21 protein-coding genes, 1 tRNA gene and 1 pseudogene are annotated in these 18,737 nt (G+C 37.5%); 15 read left to right on the forward strand and 8 right to left on the reverse strand.

Annotated features, from left to right (window positions below):
• Positions 1-269 precede the first annotated feature (269 nt).
• A complete protein-coding gene (locus tag AB3I27_RS00145) occupies positions 270-656 on the reverse strand; it encodes a YxeA family protein (protein ID WP_002308846.1) in 387 nt (128 codons plus the stop codon).
• Positions 657-925: 269 nt separating this feature from the next.
• The gene (locus AB3I27_RS00150; protein WP_002293931.1) at positions 926-1,075 is read right to left on the reverse strand and encodes a hypothetical protein; all 150 of its coding nucleotides are present in this window, start codon (positions 1,073-1,075) and stop codon (positions 926-928) included.
• Between the two features lie 447 nt (positions 1,076-1,522).
• On the opposite strand from AB3I27_RS00150, the gene AB3I27_RS00155 reads away from it, so the two are divergent.
• Entirely contained in the window at positions 1,523-1,735 is a 213-nt protein-coding gene (locus AB3I27_RS00155) for a hypothetical protein (RefSeq protein ID WP_002308849.1), read from the forward strand.
• A 277-nt stretch (positions 1,736-2,012) separates the two neighbouring features.
• On the opposite strand, the gene AB3I27_RS00160 is transcribed toward AB3I27_RS00155, so the two are convergent.
• Positions 2,013-3,812, reverse strand: a complete 1,800-nt coding sequence (locus tag AB3I27_RS00160; RefSeq protein ID WP_104760040.1) for a glycerophosphoryl diester phosphodiesterase membrane domain-containing protein — start codon at positions 3,810-3,812, stop codon at positions 2,013-2,015.
• A gap of 126 nt (positions 3,813-3,938) precedes the next feature.
• Positions 3,939-4,535 carry a TVP38/TMEM64 family protein gene (locus AB3I27_RS00165; protein ID WP_002308851.1) on the reverse strand — a complete coding sequence of 199 codons (597 nt, stop codon included), beginning with the start codon at positions 4,533-4,535 and terminating at the stop codon, positions 3,939-3,941.
• Between the two features lie 370 nt (positions 4,536-4,905).
• Between AB3I27_RS00165 and AB3I27_RS00170 the strand changes: the two genes are divergently transcribed.
• Together AB3I27_RS00170 and AB3I27_RS00175 are read left to right on the forward strand one after the other, a co-directional pair.
• A complete protein-coding gene (locus AB3I27_RS00170; protein WP_002308852.1) occupies positions 4,906-5,250 on the forward strand; it encodes a carboxymuconolactone decarboxylase family protein in 345 nt (114 codons plus the stop codon).
• On the forward strand, positions 5,251-5,670 hold the full coding sequence (locus tag AB3I27_RS00175; RefSeq protein WP_070872396.1) for a cupin domain-containing protein: 420 nt from the start codon (positions 5,251-5,253) through the stop codon (positions 5,668-5,670).
• An 89-nt stretch (positions 5,671-5,759) separates the two neighbouring features.
• Here the strand turns inward: AB3I27_RS00175 and AB3I27_RS00180 are convergent, their stop codons facing one another.
• Both AB3I27_RS00180 and AB3I27_RS00185 read right to left on the reverse strand, forming a co-directional pair.
• Positions 5,760-6,113 carry a hypothetical protein gene (locus AB3I27_RS00180; protein WP_002308854.1) on the reverse strand — a complete coding sequence of 118 codons (354 nt, stop codon included), beginning with the start codon at positions 6,111-6,113 and terminating at the stop codon, positions 5,760-5,762.
• Positions 6,079-7,408 (reverse strand): annotated as a pseudogene (locus AB3I27_RS00185) (DUF1576 domain-containing protein). The gene AB3I27_RS00180 and the pseudogene AB3I27_RS00185 overlap by 35 nt, the downstream one beginning before the upstream one ends.
• Before the next feature lie 255 nt (positions 7,409-7,663).
• Here AB3I27_RS00185 and AB3I27_RS00190 point away from each other — a divergent pair.
• From AB3I27_RS00190 to asnB, 3 genes are all read left to right on the forward strand, one after another.
• On the forward strand, positions 7,664-8,230 hold the full coding sequence (locus AB3I27_RS00190; protein ID WP_010727129.1) for a TetR/AcrR family transcriptional regulator: 567 nt from the start codon (positions 7,664-7,666) through the stop codon (positions 8,228-8,230).
• Positions 8,231-8,373: 143 nt separating this feature from the next.
• Positions 8,374-8,461 (forward strand) — tRNA-Ser (locus tag AB3I27_RS00195).
• A gap of 290 nt (positions 8,462-8,751) precedes the next feature.
• On the forward strand, positions 8,752-10,647 hold the full coding sequence (gene asnB, locus AB3I27_RS00200; protein ID WP_002308857.1) for an asparagine synthase (glutamine-hydrolyzing): 1,896 nt from the start codon (positions 8,752-8,754) through the stop codon (positions 10,645-10,647).
• Positions 10,648-10,728: 81 nt separating this feature from the next.
• On the opposite strand, the gene AB3I27_RS00205 is transcribed toward asnB, so the two are convergent.
• Positions 10,729-11,175 carry a DUF2188 domain-containing protein gene (locus tag AB3I27_RS00205; protein ID WP_002308858.1) on the reverse strand — a complete coding sequence of 149 codons (447 nt, stop codon included), beginning with the start codon at positions 11,173-11,175 and terminating at the stop codon, positions 10,729-10,731.
• 227 nt (positions 11,176-11,402) lie between these two features.
• Between AB3I27_RS00205 and rpmG the strand changes: the two genes are divergently transcribed.
• Together rpmG and AB3I27_RS00215 are read left to right on the forward strand one after the other, a co-directional pair.
• The gene (gene rpmG, locus AB3I27_RS00210; RefSeq protein ID WP_002296119.1) at positions 11,403-11,552 is read left to right on the forward strand and encodes a 50S ribosomal protein L33; all 150 of its coding nucleotides are present in this window, start codon (positions 11,403-11,405) and stop codon (positions 11,550-11,552) included.
• Between the two features lie 87 nt (positions 11,553-11,639).
• Positions 11,640-12,158: a dihydrofolate reductase gene (locus AB3I27_RS00215; RefSeq protein ID WP_368022875.1), complete on the forward strand. Its 519-nt coding sequence runs from the start codon at positions 11,640-11,642 to the stop codon at positions 12,156-12,158.
• 73 nt (positions 12,159-12,231) lie between these two features.
• Here the strand turns inward: AB3I27_RS00215 and AB3I27_RS00220 are convergent, their stop codons facing one another.
• Positions 12,232-13,188, reverse strand: coding sequence for an ABC transporter substrate-binding protein (locus tag AB3I27_RS00220; RefSeq protein WP_002344363.1), 957 nt, complete (start codon positions 13,186-13,188; stop codon positions 12,232-12,234).
• Between the two features lie 165 nt (positions 13,189-13,353).
• On the opposite strand from AB3I27_RS00220, the gene AB3I27_RS00225 reads away from it, so the two are divergent.
• The 7 genes from AB3I27_RS00225 to AB3I27_RS00255 all read left to right on the forward strand — a co-directional run bounded on the left by AB3I27_RS00225 (position 13,354) and on the right by AB3I27_RS00255 (position 18,736).
• A complete protein-coding gene (locus AB3I27_RS00225) occupies positions 13,354-14,160 on the forward strand; it encodes an ABC transporter ATP-binding protein (protein ID WP_002308861.1) in 807 nt (268 codons plus the stop codon).
• Positions 14,157-15,146 (forward strand): iron ABC transporter permease, encoded by a 990-nt coding sequence (locus AB3I27_RS00230; RefSeq protein ID WP_002313633.1) that lies wholly within the window; start codon positions 14,157-14,159, stop codon positions 15,144-15,146. The genes AB3I27_RS00225 and AB3I27_RS00230 overlap by 4 nt, the downstream gene beginning before the upstream one ends.
• Positions 15,143-16,147, forward strand: coding sequence for an iron ABC transporter permease (locus AB3I27_RS00235; protein ID WP_002308864.1), 1,005 nt, complete (start codon positions 15,143-15,145; stop codon positions 16,145-16,147). The genes AB3I27_RS00230 and AB3I27_RS00235 overlap by 4 nt, the downstream gene beginning before the upstream one ends.
• 133 nt (positions 16,148-16,280) lie before the next feature.
• Positions 16,281-16,823, forward strand: coding sequence for a 5-formyltetrahydrofolate cyclo-ligase (locus AB3I27_RS00240; RefSeq protein WP_002313635.1), 543 nt, complete (start codon positions 16,281-16,283; stop codon positions 16,821-16,823).
• Between the two features lie 19 nt (positions 16,824-16,842).
• Positions 16,843-17,541 (forward strand): rhomboid family intramembrane serine protease, encoded by a 699-nt coding sequence (locus tag AB3I27_RS00245; RefSeq protein ID WP_002308868.1) that lies wholly within the window; start codon positions 16,843-16,845, stop codon positions 17,539-17,541.
• Between the two features lie 20 nt (positions 17,542-17,561).
• Positions 17,562-17,774 (forward strand): YqgQ family protein, encoded by a 213-nt coding sequence (locus AB3I27_RS00250; protein WP_002293902.1) that lies wholly within the window; start codon positions 17,562-17,564, stop codon positions 17,772-17,774.
• The gene (locus AB3I27_RS00255; RefSeq protein WP_002308870.1) at positions 17,774-18,736 is read left to right on the forward strand and encodes an ROK family glucokinase; all 963 of its coding nucleotides are present in this window, start codon (positions 17,774-17,776) and stop codon (positions 18,734-18,736) included. The genes AB3I27_RS00250 and AB3I27_RS00255 overlap by 1 nt, the downstream gene beginning before the upstream one ends.
• The last annotated feature ends 1 nt before the right edge of the window (position 18,737 follow it).

Below are 18,737 nucleotides of genomic sequence, written 5' to 3' on the forward strand. Positions count from 1 at the left end.
AGTGATAGAAACATGCTGACTTTAAAATGAAAGCTGGTACCCATTTAGGTACTTAACACATATCGGCACCATTTATTCGGAAAAAGGGGGCTGTGACAAGAATTTTGTCCCAGCCTCTTGTTTGTATGGGAATCGATTCATTGCCTTGTTCTTTAGTTAAGGACTTGAAGAACAGGAAAGTGACTTCGAAGACCAATTCTATTTTTTTCTAAAATCAGTAAGTAAAAAAGCACTCACTTCGAGTGCTTTTTTGCGATATTTTCTTAGTGTTAAGATAGCCCTAATTTGTCTTTTACAGATGAAGGTACTTTATCGCTAGTGATTACTTTTTTCTCTATAATTCGCTTTTCGCTTGCTTTCAACTGCAAGATTGTTCCTTCGGGATAAGCAGAACCATTAGCAGAGTCGCCAGAAGTAATGACATCAAAATCCAATTGTCTTTTTTCACCGTTTTCAGCGTACGCATCTACGTTATATTTAAACCCTTTTCCAATTACTTCTCCATTATCTGCTTTAATATCAGTTTCTGCAGGCATCGGTGCTTTGATTACTGCATAATAATCTTTTCCTACATAAGTAGACTGATAGTAGTCCCAGCCTTTCCAACCTATAAAAGCAATCAATACGATAACGATTAACCCTAAAATTTTTTTCATGAAAATTCTCCTTTTTTATTTTTATTCTATAGAATATTATACAAATCATAACAAAATATCATCATCGAAACAGCTAACAAAATTGTCATAAAAAGCGACGATAATTGATATTAAAACTATATTTTTGTTTAGGTCAAGAACAAATGACAGATATAATGACCAAATGTATGTAAAAAATATAAAAAGACGTCTGTCGCGGATCACCGTTACAAACGTCTTCTATTGATTTTCCGAGATCTCATCAGTCGCCATTTGGAATGGGTCACTCCCTATCTAGATTCATTTAATGCTCGGACTGCTTGTTCAATTGTAATACCAAACGCAACGTTATTTTCGTTTTGTGCATCAATCGCCATAAAACGGTTAGAAGTTGTATCAAAGGCTACGCGGTATTGCATATTTGTTTTTGTAAACGTCATAAAATTCATCTCCTTTGTAATGTAATTCAGTTCTTGAAAGTTTCCTTTAAACTTTCGAACCTATAACAAGTTTAGCATCGTCCGTTTTTTCATGCAATTAAAAAGCATTTATCACTTTTCTTATTTATTTTTTCTTAAATCAATCAGCTGTTTTCTTTCAAGCCAATAAGTAGCCCAACCATCAACGTTACAAAGACTATTGCTTGGATATAAATCATATACTCACCCCTTGTAAATAATTTAGCAGGATAATGAAAAGAACACACGAACAACATAGGAATATAAACAAACGTTTTTGTCACAACATCTAGAATTATGATAAGAAAATAGTTATCTAAAAAGTAAAAAATAAATCAAATAAAAATAAAAAAATGAAATAAAACGTTTTCAATTGAAGGAAGATTTGTTATTATAAAATAAAGAAAAACAAAGAAAAGAGGGAATGAAATGGTAAAAGCAGAAGTAGGAAGATCTTATATATGCAAACCGATTGGCGTATCTCACGAACTAATTGGCTGTATTGAACGTACATATAACAACACGGCTGTCGTGTATGTTGAAAGTTATGACCAACGAGACTATCCAATCATTTATGAAAGCAAGTACCGCATGCTCGTAAAATTCTGTGATATTAGTACACCTGCTGAATTGGTTTCTTAAACAGTATTTTTGAGAATTCGCAAGAACTCCCTTATAATATAAATAAAGACAGAAGGGAGCGAGAAGATATGCCTAAAAGAAAAAGTTCAGGGAAAATGGGAATTATTATTGCAGTGATCTCTGCAATTCCTGCTATTTTAGCTATTGTTCGTGCGATGAAGGAATCAAGAGATAATTAAGGACACGTTATGAATGTCAAACAAAAAACGCATATACCTGCGGTAACAGGTTATGCGTTTTTTGTTGTATAAAAACTTATTTCATTAACGATTTTTGATTAGCCAACACCCAAAACAAAATTTAGTAGCTTGTCTGAATAAGTGATTTCTTCATCTGTTTGTTTCACACTTTCATTTAGTAGTCCCATCTCATCGGTTATGATACCATCCACACCATAAAACATCATGCGACTCATAGCATCTGAATCGTTGATCGTCCATACATATACTTTTTTTCCATCTTGATGGGCAGAATTAATGAAGTTACGATTGATCGTACTATACTCCATTGTCAAAAAATCAGCAGGCGTTACGGGAGGCCCAACGATATTGAAAGGCAAGATATAGCCCACATAAAAGTTTGGTTCTGCTTCTTTTAAATCAGAAACAGTTTGGTACGTCAAACTTTGCAAAATATGATGATTCTCTAAAATCGCTTTGCGGTATTTCTGAACAAATCGTTCGACCAGGTCATCTGAATCTTTTTTAGAGGTCTTAATCTCAATAAGTAATTTTTGGTTCAATTCATGCGCTTTTTCTAAATAAGAATCAAAAGAACACACAGGGGCTTGGAACCCATTTTCAGTAACCGTAAGATTTGTCAATTCTTTCAACGTCAAATCCTGTGGTGTTCGATTTACCCCAGTTAAGTGACGAAGATTTGCATCATGCATCACTACGAAACGGCCATCTTTTGTTTCCTGCACATCCATCTCTATATAATCAGGATGATAGTCTCTGCTTGTTTTTTCAAGTGCTTCTAAAGTATTTTGCGCCCCATTTTGCGTACTTACACCTCTGTGAGATACAGTCACTAGTTTTGTCTGAACTGCCGAAGTCAGATAATCCATATTGTAAAGACAAACGCCAATACCGAAAAAAACTGCAAAAAGGGTCAAACCAGTGTTTTTCAGCGCAGATAAATGCACGTTGGACGTTTGAGGCGTAAACCACTTGGGAATCTCTGGTAAGAAACCTTCGTCATCCATGAAATCAACGATGATATAAAAAATTCCTACAGTAGACATCACGATATTGAATAATAAAATTCCTTGTAAAAGCGTCATCGCAAATACAGCGCTGATCAATGCGTAATTCGGGAAAAATTCTTCAACAACACTTTGTGCCAAAATAACAACGATATATCCCAAAGAAGAAAGAAGTAAAATCGTACCGCCAATCACGATAAATTGCCCCGTGATAGCAAAAAGACGTGATTTGGTCAGCAACCAGCTTTCTCGAATGGATGCTCGAAAAGGTCGATCTCGTAAAATCATTTCAGGTAAAGCGAAAATCAGCCGAATCCCAATATAGCCAAGAAAAATGTAAACGAGTAAAAAGGAACTGACGACGATCCAACGGTTAGCAAAAATAAAATCCATGATAAAAGCAGGGATTTTTATTTTTGACAGTAGATCAGAATTGAAACTTAACCCGCTGATCGGTAGAATCAATAAAAAATAAGCAAGAAAAAACAGAAAAGTAATAGGTCTCACTTTCTTCAGTTGAAGTATCGTCAAGTGCAAGAGCTGCTTTAAAGAAACGGGTTCTTTCTTTTTAATAAAGAAGACACTCATCAAAAGAAATGCAAATTCGAAATAAACCAATAGTAAAATCGTCAATAAAACGGCGATTAACGACAGCAGAACTCCAGGATGCTGAGAGAAAATCAAAGGAATATTGTCATAAGACAAATAGTCAATTGCTCCTCGGTGCAAAATAAAACGAGTCGTACTGCTCAATAAGGGTAAACAAATAAATAAAATAAAGCCATGCATCAGCAAGACATCACGGAAATAAGCTTGTGTTCCTTTCAAAAAATCCCACGCGTTGCCTAAGCTACGTTTCAAATAATTCATCCTATCACCTACTTTCACATTGTAGCGCAAATCCAATGAAAAAGGAAAGGGTGCAATGTATCTTGCAGATCCTTTCCCAGAATTAACATTGGTAATCAATCAATAACTGATTTTGCAAAATAAATATTAACCAAGAAGACCACTTAGATATTGTCCTCCATAAATCAAAGCCATACTGTATAAGAAAATCGATAGTGGTTTAGCTATCAAAATAATCAGTGTATATCGTTTCATTGAAATGTTTGTCAATCCAGCCATCAAACATAACGCATCGTCCGGAGCAACAGGAAGAAAAATAGCTAGAGCAAACAGCTTCTCAAAGCGGTTTTGATTGTCTAACCAGCCAATATATTTGTTATAGGTCTTATCGCTGATCATGGAAAGAATGAATGGTTTTCCGTAACGTCGTCCTAGAAGAAAGATAATAATCGAACCAATACAGATTCCAACATAATTGTAAATAAAGCCAGCATAAGGACCAAATATCAGAACACCCGCTGCAGTGCTGATTCCTCCAGGAATGATTGGAATAACCACTTGCAAGATTTGGATGAAGATAAAAATGACCGGACCTAAAATGATCGAATCACCTACTAATCCTCTTAAAGCATTCAAATCTTTGAAAACACCTAAATTAATAAAATAAATCGTCAGCGCGATCGATAGACCTAATCCAATAATGGAAATGAAGTTTATCAGTTTTCGAGAGGCAGCAATATTCATTATTCATCAACTCCTTAGAGGTTCTTTGGTATCTATACTTTACTAGAAAAGCAACTGTCTGCGCCACTTTTTAAGATGACAGAAAACAAACAATTTTGTAAGTTCATCATACGTTCATTGTAAGTATAAAAGAATAATCTCAAAAAAACATCCAACTAAAGACTTATTTAATATCTTGTTTTTTCAAAAATAGAAAAAAGATAGAAAACGTTAACAATTATGCTTGGAAAGCATACTGATGGAGTAAACTAAGCATTGGACAGGTTAAAAAATAGGGCTTAAAATAAAATGCGAAGAAACAATAGATAATGATGTTATTTAAGAACAGTGTTTGAATCACCTAGCAATCACGAACGGAGGAAGTAAAAAAATGGCAGAAAAACAAACCGCAGGAAGAGATCAATTGGGGGAGTTTGCACCAAAATTTGCAGAATTGAATGACGATGTTTTATTTGGAGAAGTATGGTCAAGAGAAGAATTATCTCCTCATCAGCGTAGTATCATCACCCTATCTGCTTTGATCTCAGAAGGGAATTTTGAACAATTGCCGGCTCATCTGAAAATTGGCAAGCAAAATGGCATTACTAGTGAAGAAATAGCAGAAATCATTACCCATTTAGCTTTTTATGTAGGGTGGCCAAAAGCTTGGTCGGCTTTTAGTTTAGCAAAAGAAATCTATCTAGAAGAAAATAGTGAAGATAAGAAAGAGGCATAAATGATGACAAAACACGAAGAAATACAAAAAGGCGTGATTTTTCCAGCAGGTGAAAAAAACGAAGCTTACGCTCAAGTATTTACCGGGCAAAGCTATCTGAATATGTTAGTAAACGATCCCGAAATTTCTGTTGGTGTAGGTAATGTAACTTTTGAACCAGGCTGTCGCAATCACTGGCATGTCCATACAGACGGTTATCAAATCTTACTTGTGACCGGAGGAGAAGGCTGGTATCAGGAAGAAGGAAAGCCAGCAAGACGATTAATGGCTGGAGATGTCGTCGTAACGCACAAAGGGATCAAACATTGGCATGGTGCGACAAAAGACAGTTGGTTTGAACATTTGGCGATCACTGCTGGTAATTCAGAGTTTTTAGAACCTGTAACAGATAAATTATACGAAGGATTGGAAAATCAATAATATCAAGCTTAGAACAGCTCCTAAAAGTAGATTTTTAATCGAACTTTCAGGAGCTGTTTTAGGTGGATGAAGCTGTTTTGTAGAATAGGCTAATAATAAGGGCGAGGAGAAGCACGCCGAAAAATTTTGATATTGATAATCGGCTGGGCATACATGATTTCCACATCGTCAATCAAACTACCTAGCAGATGATAATCTTCCCGATCATGTCGAGGATTACCTAATAGCTCCTGATAGTAGATTTCCATGCTAGGGTCTCGAGGATTGTTCAGCAAATCAGCAAGTACATCTAGATCTTCTGGCTGAGATTCTGTTGTGCCCTGTATTTCTATGAAAAGTCCCTCCTCAGCAAATTCTACGCCAATACGTATTTCAGTTATTTCGTGGGAATATAGATAAGTAAGAAGCTCATCGATGATTCTTTTTGATAATTCTTTTTCCAAGTGTCTTTTTTTCCTTTCTGACAGCAGTAAAGTTATCTAGTATCGGTACAAGGATACCTGCAACGAATCCAGTTGAAAAACCACTGTTATATAAATTGAGTCCTCCGTGCAAAGTGCTGACGTTATGGACAAGAGCAATATGTAACATACCAGCTATTACACCGTAAAAACTGCCGTAAAAACCGCTTATGGGCGCGAGGCCTGTTCCAAACACAGCGGCAACGAGCATGCCGGTGCTGGTGATCTCATGAAACGTCCCAAACAAAGAAGCAAGAAAAATTCCGACTAGTATCGGAAAACTGTTTTTTAAATGACAACCAAAAGCACTGAAACCAACCGCAGATAAAATAGCACCGATGACAGGACCATTTAACTTACCACCAACCAGCAAAACATAAGAAGAAAGCATTAGACCAACTAGCCCCATGTTGATCAAAGTAGCACCGATACCAGAATTAGCAATGAAATCAGTTGTCAGTTTACCAGATGAATCGAAAATCTCTCGAATACCCGAAAGTCGAAAGGAATTATAATAGAAACCAAAACCGACTGTCAGCAAAAAAAAGCCGAAAATGATCCAGACGAGAGGGGAATGGTATTCATTGGAAACCAATGTATTCTCGACGATTGAGTAGCTGAACAATCGCAAAACAGCAGTAAAAGCCATGGCAATCAAGCCTGAGGTAAATCCAATATTATAAAGCGTGAACCCGCGATGGAAAACTAAAGTTTGAGCAGCTAACGGCGGAAGAAGAAGAAGACCAATTGCTATACCAGCCAAATTTCCCAGTAGAATTCCTACTAGCAAAGGAAAGCGCATACCAAAAGTAATGTAACTAACGACCGGCGACAATGCGCTGCCGAACAGTCCTATCATAATATACTGAGAAAAAGGTTTATTGACAAATACAGCATACAGGTATACACCTAAAATGATCGAGATTGAATTATAAAGGTTTTTGCCAAAAAAAGAAAAACCGGTAACTGTTAAAATCGAAGCGAATAAGGGGCCATTTAAAATCACCTTTTGCCGGTAAGCCACAAGCACAGAAAGTAAGGTCAAGATCCCAACGTTTATAAATGCGCTTCCAAAACCACCCAAAGCAAAATAATCTGTCAGAAGATTGCTTGGCGAGAATAGTCAGTAGACCACTCCAATTAGCGGCAGGTGTACCAGAAACTAAGCCAATAAAAAGAAAAAAAGCACCTGTAAAACTAAGATAAAAATATTTTCTTTTCTGTGAAACGATTCTTTTTTGAGGATGAATATAAATAACGTCAGTTTCGTTTTCCATTACACACCTTCTTTTTCGTTTTCTTTAACTATAACTTGAAATGAAAGATTTGGTCAACTATCATTTAGGTTAAAACTAAAAATGTAAGGGAACCCAGTGAATTTAACCAAATTTTTTTAATTTTGCAAAAAAAGTTAAAGAAGACTGATAAAAAAATTTAAAATATAACGTTTTGAGTAAAATGTTTGCAAAAAATACTAAAAATAGGGTACAATAAAACAACATATACTGCAGTAAAGAAGTGGGGGAGTTTTAATGAGAAGAAAAGTCTATACCAAGGATCAAATTCTAAAAGCTGCTTATGATGTTGTTGCAAAGGAAGGGTTTAAAGGATTTACTGCGAGAAACATTGCGAAAAAGATGGGGATTTCGACTCAGCCAATTTATCTGGAATTCAAAAACATGGAAGATTTGAAAAATACATTATTGGATTCGATCTTTGAACAACTAAAAGAAGATGTTTTCCCTATTGAGCGTACGGGTGATAAAATCATTGATCTCGGTTTGAACTATATCTACTTTGCAAAGAAACATCATAGTCTTTACATGGCATTGTACATTGATGAACATGGGGACGGAAAGAAAATACATGATTTTTCTTACAACTATTTCCGTGAAATAGTTAAAGAAGATGAAAGATACAATCAATTATCGGATGATTATATCGATGCCTTGCATACTGGTACATGGGTAGCGGTGACTGGCTTAGCATCATTGATGTCATCAAACATCATGCATCCAACAGAAGAACAAATCATCGCACTGATCAAACGGACAATTGACTCGATTTTAGCACTAGATAATCCTGAAACAATCAGATAGTGTTCTATCATGATGAATTTGATCGGTAAGTCCGTTGGCTGTAAACTGTCAATGGACTTTTTTTGTAAAAAAACGGTTTCTGTTATTTATCTGTTAGAAATAGGCTTGACATTTCGTGGGAAAAGTTTAAAAATAGTACTTGCGGAAGGTTGGCAGAGTGGTAATGCACCGGACTCGAAATCCGGCGAGCCGCAGTAATGTGGTGCACGGGTTCAAATCCCGTACCTTCCTTATATATCCATGTTTAGACACGATTTCGGTCGTGTCTTTTTGTTTGGAGGCTATTTTTTGAACAGCATCCACTAATATTTTTTTAACACGAAGAGAATAAGATAGCCTCAAAAAAGAAAACATGGTAAATTAGATATCGGGACTTTATTTTCTGTAAAAACAGAAACTTTCATCTTTTGTTTTCACGTGACGAAACTGTAAGAGAGAAAATATTCGTCCGCTATTTATTCTATGTTAAGATGCATATGGATGAAATAAACAGTAATTTTATATTAGGATGTGAAAGTTAAATGTGCGGTATTGTAGGTTTTGTTAACGACAAGGACAACAAAAAAACAATTATTAATACAATGATGGATCGAATCGTTCACCGTGGACCTAATAGTTCAGGGGAATATATCGATAAACACGTTGCTTTAGGATTTAGAAGATTAAGTATTATTGACTTAGAGGGCGGTACTCAGCCTATTTACAATGAAGATCGAACAAAGATCATTATTTTTAATGGCGAAATCTATAATTATCAGCCTTTGAGAGAAGAATTGATTACAGCTGGTCACGTTTTTCAAACACATGCAGATACAGAAGTCCTTTTGCATGGTTACGAAGAATGGGGAACAGAATTATTGCAAAAAATCCGCGGAATGTTTGCTTTTGCTATTTGGGATAATGAAAAAAATGAGTTATTCGGTGCGAGAGACCATTTTGGGATCAAACCATACTATTATGCAGAAATGAACGGAACATTTATGTTTGGTTCAGAAATCAAAAGTTTTTTGCCTCATCCTGATTTTAATAAAGAATTGAATAAAGAAGCATTGAAACCTTATATGACTTTCCAATATTCTCCATTGAACGGTGAAACCTTCTTCAAAGGTGTCTATCGTTTGCCTGAAGGTCATTATTATACGTATAAAGACGGAAAACTGGACATTCAACAATATTGGGATGCAGATTTTGAAACAAAAGAAACGCATTCCCGACAAGAATGGATCGAAAAAATCGACGAAACTGTTCAAGCTTCTATTGAAGCACACACAATCAGCGATGTAGAAGTTGGTTCTTTCTTATCCAGCGGGGTCGATTCCAGTTATGTAACCTCTGTATTGAAACCAGATCATTCTTTCTCAATTGGGTTTGATGATAAAACCTATAATGAAGCGATTGAAGCCAGAAAACTAACAGAATTGTTGGACTTAGACAATACGGCAGCTGTAATCGACGGAGACATGTCTTTTAAAGCATTCCCATTGATCCAGTATCACTTAGATGAACCAGACTCAAATCCTTCTTGTGTGCCGTTGTACTTTTTAGCAAATCTCGCTTCACAAAGTGTACGGGTGGTTCAATCAGGAGAAGGGGCAGATGAACTATTTGCGGGATACCAAACGTATGGATTCCACACGAATTCAAAATTTATCCGTGTGATTGCGCAAGGACTGAAAAAATTGCCAAAAGGGACACGCTATAATTTAGGACGTAAAATCGGAAAAATGAAAAATTTCCATGGACGTATCCATTTATATGAATCACTTGCGCCAGCAAAAGAATATTTTATCGGGCATGCTCGAGTGTTCGAAGAATCAGAAGCATCAGAAGTGTTGACGCCAAAATATCAAACAGCGCCATCTGTGAATGAGATCATGACTGTTCATTACGAGAAAACAGAAGGAATCAAAGATGAAGTCAATAAGATGCAATACGTCGATCTTCATCAATGGATGCCAAAAGATATTTTGTTGAAGGCAGATAAACTTTCTATGGCTAGTTCTCTAGAAGTTCGAGTACCTTTACTGGATATCGAAGTCATGAAATTGGCTCAACAAATACCAAGTAAGTTCTTGTTGAATCAAAACAACACAAAAGATATTTTCAGACAAGCTGCGAACAAACATCTTCCAGAAGAGTGGTCGAATCGTGTGAAATTAGGATTCCCTGTGCCAATCAAAGCTTGGTTGAAAGAAGAACACGGCTACGAACAAGTCAAAGCACTATTCGAAGCAGATTTTGCAAAAGAATTTTTTGATCAAGAAAAAATTATGAAGTTGCTAGATGACCATCACGAAGGACGTAAAGAAGAACAACGTAAAATCTGGACGATCTTCAGTTTCTTGACATGGTATAAAGTTTACTTTGTCGATGAAACGATTCCGCAAGCAGAAGCAATCGACTATGTGACTGTTTGATAAAAAAAGAAACAACAATATGAGAAGAAGCATAGAAGCATGTGAGATGATCTCCTTGTTTCTATGCTTCTTTTTAAGCGCTTAGTAACTGATTTCTTTTTCTTTTGTCCCATCTTTTTTATAAATGATCAAAGTTGATTGTTTGTTTTGAGCTACTTGCTTTCCTTTTTCGATTGCTTCTTTTTTTGTATCAAAATGGTTGCTTGCCTTTTTTGCCCCTTTAGATTTCACGATCCATTGTTTTTCCTCATATTCTACGATCACATCTGAATCAAGCAGTTTTCCGGCACGAGGATTCGTATCGTGTTCATCCGTCTTGCTTGGATTTTTTTCTTTTTCGAAGGTTCGTTTTTCTGATTCACTAGCATCTTCATCCCATTTTTTTGCTTGATCAATGGCAATTGGGATCGCACGGCTATCAGGGTACCCTTCATCCAACAGTGCATTTGCGATGTCGATTGCTTTTTTTCTTGTCAGTTTATCTAAGTTTTTCATTGATGCAGGAAAGTCCTTCATGTTCCATGGCATATTAGTATCCCCCTTTATTAAAAAACATAATCTATATAAACAAGTGTAAGGGTATTTATACAAAAAGGAAAAGATTTTGTTTGAGAAGTAAAACCGTTGTATTTATCGTCAAGTAGTTTTACTTAACAAAATCGTGAAAAACACTAGCAATCTAGAAAAAATCATGGTAAGATAATCAAGTCTGAGAGTCATCTTAGAGGATTCTTGTAAAAATGGGAGGGAAAAACATGCGCGTAAACATCACTTTAGAGTGTACTTCTTGTAAAGAACGTAACTACCTAACAAGCAAAAACAAACGTAACAATCCTGATCGTTTGGAAAAACAAAAATATTGCCCACGCGAACGCAAAGTTACTTTGCACCGTGAAACAAAATAATGTTTTTAAAGTTCTCAATTCCTTGCTGGTCAAAGAATTGAGACTTTTTTTATCTCAAACCATCTAAAATCATAAGGAGCGGATGATATGTTTATTTCAATGTGGGCACAAGATAGGAATGGTCTGATCGGCAAAAATGGATTGCTACCGTGGCGATTGCCAAATGACATGCGTTTTTTTCGTGAACATACAATGGATCGAATCTTAGTGATGGGAAGAAAGACCTATGAAGGAATGGGCGATCTCTCACTTCCTTATGGCCATATCATCGTGTTGACAACGCAACCGAACTTTCGCACGAAAGAAAATGCAGAAGTGATGCATTCAATCGATGAACTTTTGGCGTATAGTCAAACAATCTCAGAAGATATCTATGTTTCGGGTGGCAGTCGGATTTTTCAAGAACTTCTTCCTTACACCGGTCGAATCTGGCGGACATTGATTGATAGCACGTTTGAAGGAGATACGTATATTGGGGATATCGATTTTTCAGACTTCGCTCTTATAGAGGAATACGAGGGAATAACGGATCAGGAAAATTTATATGCCCATCGTTTTCAAAAATGGGAAAGAGTAAGAAATAAGGTTGTTTCAAAAGAAGAATAATATCCGGGTATTTAGTTTTTAATAATAAAAAAGCATCTCGCGAATGAACGTGAAGATGCTTTTTTAGTTAAAATCAGTTTAGCTTTTCTTTGATATCATTGACCATTTCCTGACTGGCAATAGGTCCATTATATAGCCAGCTAGATTCAGGGCCGAATTGCAGTACGTGATTGTCCTTCACTGCTTTGAGATTTTTCCAGCTTGGTTCATTGAACATAGCAGCATCTTTATCACTGTTTACAAGAATGATGTAATCAGCATCTAATTCAGCTAGTTTTTCCGAAGAAACAGCAGACCAGTCAGAAGTGGCTTCTTTGGACACTTCTTCTACTAAATCAGGCACACCAAATTTTAGATCGTCATATACGATTCTACCGCTTGACCGATTTTTGCTGACCATGAAGGCGGAGTTATTGGTCACCCATAACACTGCAGCTGTCTTGTTCTCAATTTTATCTGCTAATTCTTCGCGAGTGCTCTCGACGGATTTTTGATAATCGGAAATGACTTTTTCCGCTTCTTTTTCTTTTGCCAAAGCCTTGCCGACATCTTTTAGTTGTTCTTCCCATGTGACGTCTGTTCCATTTTTTACGACATAAGTTGGTGCGATTTTACTATATTGCTCGTATTTTCCACCTTCGACAGTAGCGGAAGAAGAAATCAACAGCAAGTCAGGTTCGAAGCTTAATACTTTCTCGTAAGGAAGATCATAAGAAATAGTTGGAACATCTTTCAAATCATCTTGCAGATAATCTTGGATAGAACCACTGCCCACTGTCCATTGGGCGATAGGTTTTTCTCCTAGGGAAATCAGATAGTCTTCTAAGTAACTGCCGATGATTCGTTTAGGTGCGTTTGGAATGTCGACTTTATGTCCAAGCGTATCTGTGACTGTATGCGTGCTGGTGGATGAAGTCGTCGAATTGGTAGTTGTAGCTGTTTCTTTATCTGAAGAGGGGGAGCAAGCGCTCAATACTCCAGCCAGCAGCAACATGCTAGATAAGGTGAATACTTTTGTTTTTAAGTTCATTTCTTTCCTCCTGACATAATTGAGAATCTTTCTCATTGGTTATTATTCCTGATATTTCGAATGCTGTCAACCGCTTCATTTAGCTATAGATATGAAAGTAGCGCTTGACGAAATAGTGAAACAGCGTCATAATTGAGAATGATTTTCAGCGAAAGGGTGGGTGAAATGACGAGACTAAGGGCAGCTGATATTGCAGCCGGCTACGAAAATAAAAAAATTATTGAAAACATGTCTGTTACGATTCCTGAAGGGAAAATCACGAGCTTGATCGGGCCAAACGGAAGTGGAAAATCTACTTTATTGAAAAGCTTTACCCGTATACTACCTGTGAAATCAGGAAAGATCATTGTCAATGACTCTGATATATCTACATACAGTTCAAAAGAACTTGCAAAAAAAATTGCTTTATTAGCACAAACTAGTGAACATCCTATAGGTATGACAGTAGAAGAAGTAGTATCTTACGGACGATATCCCTATCAAAAACTGTTTAGTGGTATGGATGCACAAGATCATGAAGCAATCGAGTGGGCTTTGGATGCAACAGGTTTGTCTGGATATCGCACTCGAGATATCGCAACGTTGTCTGGTGGACAAACCCAGCGTGTCTGGATCGCTATGGCACTTGCTCAGGAAACAGATATCTTGATCTTGGACGAGCCGACGACGTTTTTAGATCCGTCACACCAATTAGAGATCCTACAGTTATTGTCTCAAATCAATCAAATAAAACAAACAACGATCTTGATGTCGATCCATGATATTAATCTTGCTTCACGTTTTTCTGATTATTTACTAGGCATGAAAGACGGTGAATTGATTACGGAAGGTACACCTGAAGAAGTGATCACAAAAGAGTGTATGAAAAAAATATTTGAGATTGATGCAACGATTGTCACACTACCAAAAACGAATAAACCAGTTTTTCTGACGTATGATCTGTTGCCAAAAGAGCAGGAGGATCAATTATGAAGGCTAGGAAAAAAAACAAACTCTTGCTTTTGATCTGTTTTGTTCTTTTGATCATTTTTTTTATTGCTCTTTCAAATGGCGCAGCGAGTGTGGGAAAAACAGCCTTTTGGCAGGCTTTGGTTGATTTTGATGGATCAAAACAAAGTCATCAAATCATAAGAAACATTCGCTTGCCTCGGGTCGCAGGGGCATTTCTCGTAGGGAGTTGTTTTGCATTGAGCGGTGCATTGATGCAAGGTGTGACAAGAAATCCGTTAGCAGATTCAGGTTTACTAGGAATCAACGCTGGTGCTTCGTTGGCAATGGCTCTTAGTTTTGCTTTTTGGCCCAAAGCTTCTGGGTTTTCTGTGTTTCTGGTGTCATTGGCAGGTTCTTTTGCTGTGACTTTGCTCGTATTTGGCTTTTTGCAGTTTTCGAAAATGGGCATGAATCCTTTACAGCTGATTTTAGCTGGCGTAGCTATTAGTTCTTTTTTTACTGCAATCAGTCAAGCACTTACCCAATTTTTTAATCTACAGCAGGATCTTGCCTTTTGGTTTGTAGGTGGAGCTGCCAATATCACATGGAAACAGTTAACAGTGTTGTTCCCTGTATATGTGCTTGCTGTCTTGGTTTCTTTTTCATTAGGAAAAGCGATATCCTTGATTAGTTTGAGTGAAACTCATGCATTAGCTCTTGGAGGTCGTCCTAAACGAACACGGTTGATTGTTTTCTGTCTAGTTGCAGTGTTAGCAGCCATTGCCGTTTCGTTAGTCGGACCTGTTTCATTTATTGGGCTGTTGGTTCCGCCGATTGTTCGCGGAATGGTTGGGACAGACTATCGTTATGTCCTACCTGTCTCTTTTTTAGTTGGAGGCGGACTGGTCATGTTGGCGGATCTTGTAGCAAGGATGATCAATCCACCTTTTGAAACACCTTTTGGATTAGTCATTGCATTGATTGGCGTTCCGTTTTTACTGATACAAGTAAGGAGGGAACGACGGTGAAAAGAATATATTGGACGTTGTATTTCTTGCTTTTTCTACTTATCGTCTTGTCTGTAGGTAGTTTGATGATTGGCACGCCTTTTATTTATCTTGATCAGCTTTTTGACACGTTCATAGGGAAAGGCTCCTCTTCTTTGGCGCTGATTGTTGGAGAGTTTCGAGTTCCCCGATTACTGATCAGTTTATTAGCAGGAGCTTGTCTTGGCGTTTCTGGCTATATCTTGCAAGGAGTGACGAGAAATGAATTGGCAGATTCTAGCATATTGGGGATTAATGCGGGAGCTGGATTTCTAGTGATGCTTTATTTAGGTTTCTTTTCACAATATTCTCTGCCGTTTCTGTTGCTAGTTGTAGCCTTTATAGGTGGTATTCTCGCTGCTTGCTGTGTGTATCTTGCGGCCTATGATCGAAATGGATTTTTAGGGATGAATCGTATCTTATTGTCTGGTATTGCCGTTAATGCTGGTCTTTCTGCATTAACGTTGTTGTGCACCATCCAATTGTCAAAGGAAAATTATGGATTTGTCAATGCATGGTTGGCGGGATCGATTTGGGGTGCGAGCTGGTCCTATGTTTGGGCGCTTCTTCCATGGGCGATTATCTTGATTCCGCTAGGAGGATTTTATGCGCAACGGATTGGCTTGCTATCATTTGGCCAAGAACGCGCGCAAGGATTAGGGCTAAATGTGAATAAAAGTCAAAAAATCCTTTTGTTGTTAGCTGTTGCTTTAGCAAGCGGTAGCGTAGCGGTGACAGGGAGTTTATCCTTTGTAGGACTACTGGCTCCTCATGCTGCGAAGCTAGTCGTACGTAAAGAAAATCATTGGACCTTTATTTTGAGCAGTTTGTTCGGTTCCGTTTTTGTACTTAGCGCAGATATTGTTGCACGAGTGATTCTACCAAGTGGGGAAATACCGACAGGGATTTTGATCGCCTTTTTTGGTGCGCCATATTTTCTGTATGTATTGTTTATCAGACAAAAACACGTGCTGAGCAGTTGAAGTTCATTAAAAGGCAAGAAGGCCAATCATTGTTAGGTCTTCTTTTTCTTTTATTTATACATTTATTTGAAAGTTCGATTGCTATTTTTCTTTTTTTCCTATACCATTTTATGAGAGAAGGAAAGGTGATTTTTTGGAGCAAATGAAAGAAAAATTACGCCGGCAAGGAATTGAAAAGCTGAAAAATCTGGCCAAAAGCGGCAAGAAAAAGGGCAAAGAACAGCGAATCTATGAACAGCTATTCGCAAGCGAGTACTGGAAGTCGGCACAAGTGATAGGGACGACTTTGTCAAATGAAATTGAGCTGGATACACAGCCGATTATCCAACGGGCGAAAAAAGAACAAAAGAAAATAGTTGTTCCTAAAACTTTACCAAAACGACAGATGGCGTTTTATGAAATGGATGAACACACCATTTTTGAACGTTCGAGTTTTGGCGTTCTTGAGCCACAATCAGAGAAGCTTTATTTGCCGGAAATGATCGACCTCCTCATTGTACCAGGGATTATCTACAATAGAGCCGGTTATCGTATTGGTTTTGGCGGTGGTTATTACGACCGGTATTTAAAAAATTTCCATCGAAAAACATGCAGCCTCGTTTTTCGAGAACAATTGAATGAACAATGGCAACCGGAGAGTTTTGATCAGAAGATCCAACAATTATTTATTGACTAAAATGAAATAGGAGGTTTTCATGAATTATCAACAGCAAATAAAAATGCGTGCATGGTTGAGGCGACCGTTATGGACCTATGTTTTTTTGGGGATACAGACAATAGTCTTCATTATAATGGAGTTGTTTCCGCGTCTTGAAATTCCTTATTATACTGGAATGTATGGTCCTTATCTTGTTCACTTCAATGAATGGTGGCGCTTAGTGACACCAATCTTCATCCATTTTGGAGTGATGCATTTCGTCATGAACTCACTGATATTGTATTTTATGGGGCAACAAATCGAGGCAATATACGGTCACTGGCGGTTTTTCCTGATCTATATGTTCAGTGGGATAATGGGAAATACAGCAAGTTTTGCTTTCAACGAAGCGAATGTTTTGTCTGGTGGTGCAAGCACCTCGATATTCGGGTTGTTTGGTGCGTTGTTTATTTTAGGATTTCATTTTAAATATAATACGGCGATCCAACAACTAGTCAGACATTTTCTTTTATTTATTGCGATGACATTTGTTTTTGGTCTTCTTGACACCTCTGTAGATGTTTGGGGACATGTCGGCGGACTGGTGGGCGGTTTAGTATTAGGAAATATTTTAGGGCTACCGAAACAGCAGACAAGCTATTCGATACACCAGAAGATTCTTTCTACACTAGTTTTTGTATTTCTTTTTGTAATATGTATTTTACTGGGTTTAAAAAAATATGGTTTACTTGTATAATATGAAGGAAGTGCTTAAAGATGGAGAGCTTATATGATGTACAGCAGCTGTTCAAAAAATTTGGCATCTTTATCTATGTGGGTGCACGCATCTATGATATTGAATTGATGACTATTGAATTGCGGAATCTGTATGATAGCCGTTTGATCGATCATGATACATACATGACAGCGTGGCGCATATTAAAAAGAGAGCACCGAATTGAAGAAAGCCGAAAGAAAGGAAATTTGTAATGGACAAGAAAATTATTGGGATTGATTTAGGTGGAACAACAGCAAAATTTGCAATTTTAACACCAGAAGGAGAGATTCAACAAAAATGGAGCATCGATACCAATATTTTGGATGATGGCAAACATATCGTTCCTGAAATCATCGAATCAATCAACCATCGATTGAATTTATATAATATGAAAGCCGAAGACTTTATTGGAATCGGTATGGGTACTCCAGGAAGCGTGGACAGTGACGCTGGAACAGTTATTGGTGCATATAACTTGAACTGGACAGAAGTACAATTTGTGAAAAAACTGATTGAAGCAGGGACAGGAATCAAATTCGCTATCGATAATGATGCGAATGTGGCTGCTTTAGGTGAACGATGGAAAGGTGCTGGAGAAAACGATCCAGACGTTGTATTCGTTACTCTAGGAACAGGTGTTGGCGGTGGTATCGTTGCTGGCGGGAATTTGATCCATGGCGTGAGCGGAGCAGGCGGAGAGATCGGCCATATCACTGTGGATCCTGAAGGGTTCGAATGTACTTGCGGTAAACGCGGATGTTTAGAAACAGTATCTAGTGCTACTGGTGTGGTACGTCTAGGTCGTTACTTGGCAGAAGAATACGCAGGAGATTCAAAACTGAAAGCAATGTTAGATAACGGTGAAGAAGTAACAAGTAAAGATATCTTTGAAATGGCTCAAGAAGACGATCCGTTTGCATTGATGGTTGTTGATCGCGTATGCTTCTACTTAGGTTTAGCTTGCGCCAACTTGGGGAATACATTGAATCCGTCAAGTATTGTGTTAGGCGGCGGAGTATCGGCGGCAGGAGAATTTTTACGCAGCCGTGTAGAGAAATATTTTAAAGAATTCACTTTCCCACAAGTAAGAGAATCAACAAAAATCAAATTAGCAGAGCTTGGAAATGAAGCTGGTGTCATTGGCGCTGCCTCATTAGCCTTGAAATTTGCTTAAA

Origin of the sequence: Enterococcus sp. C46 (assembly GCF_040887565.1) — a bacterium.
In the GTDB taxonomy this organism is placed as follows: Bacteria; Bacillota; Bacilli; order Lactobacillales; family Enterococcaceae; genus Enterococcus_B; species Enterococcus_B lactis.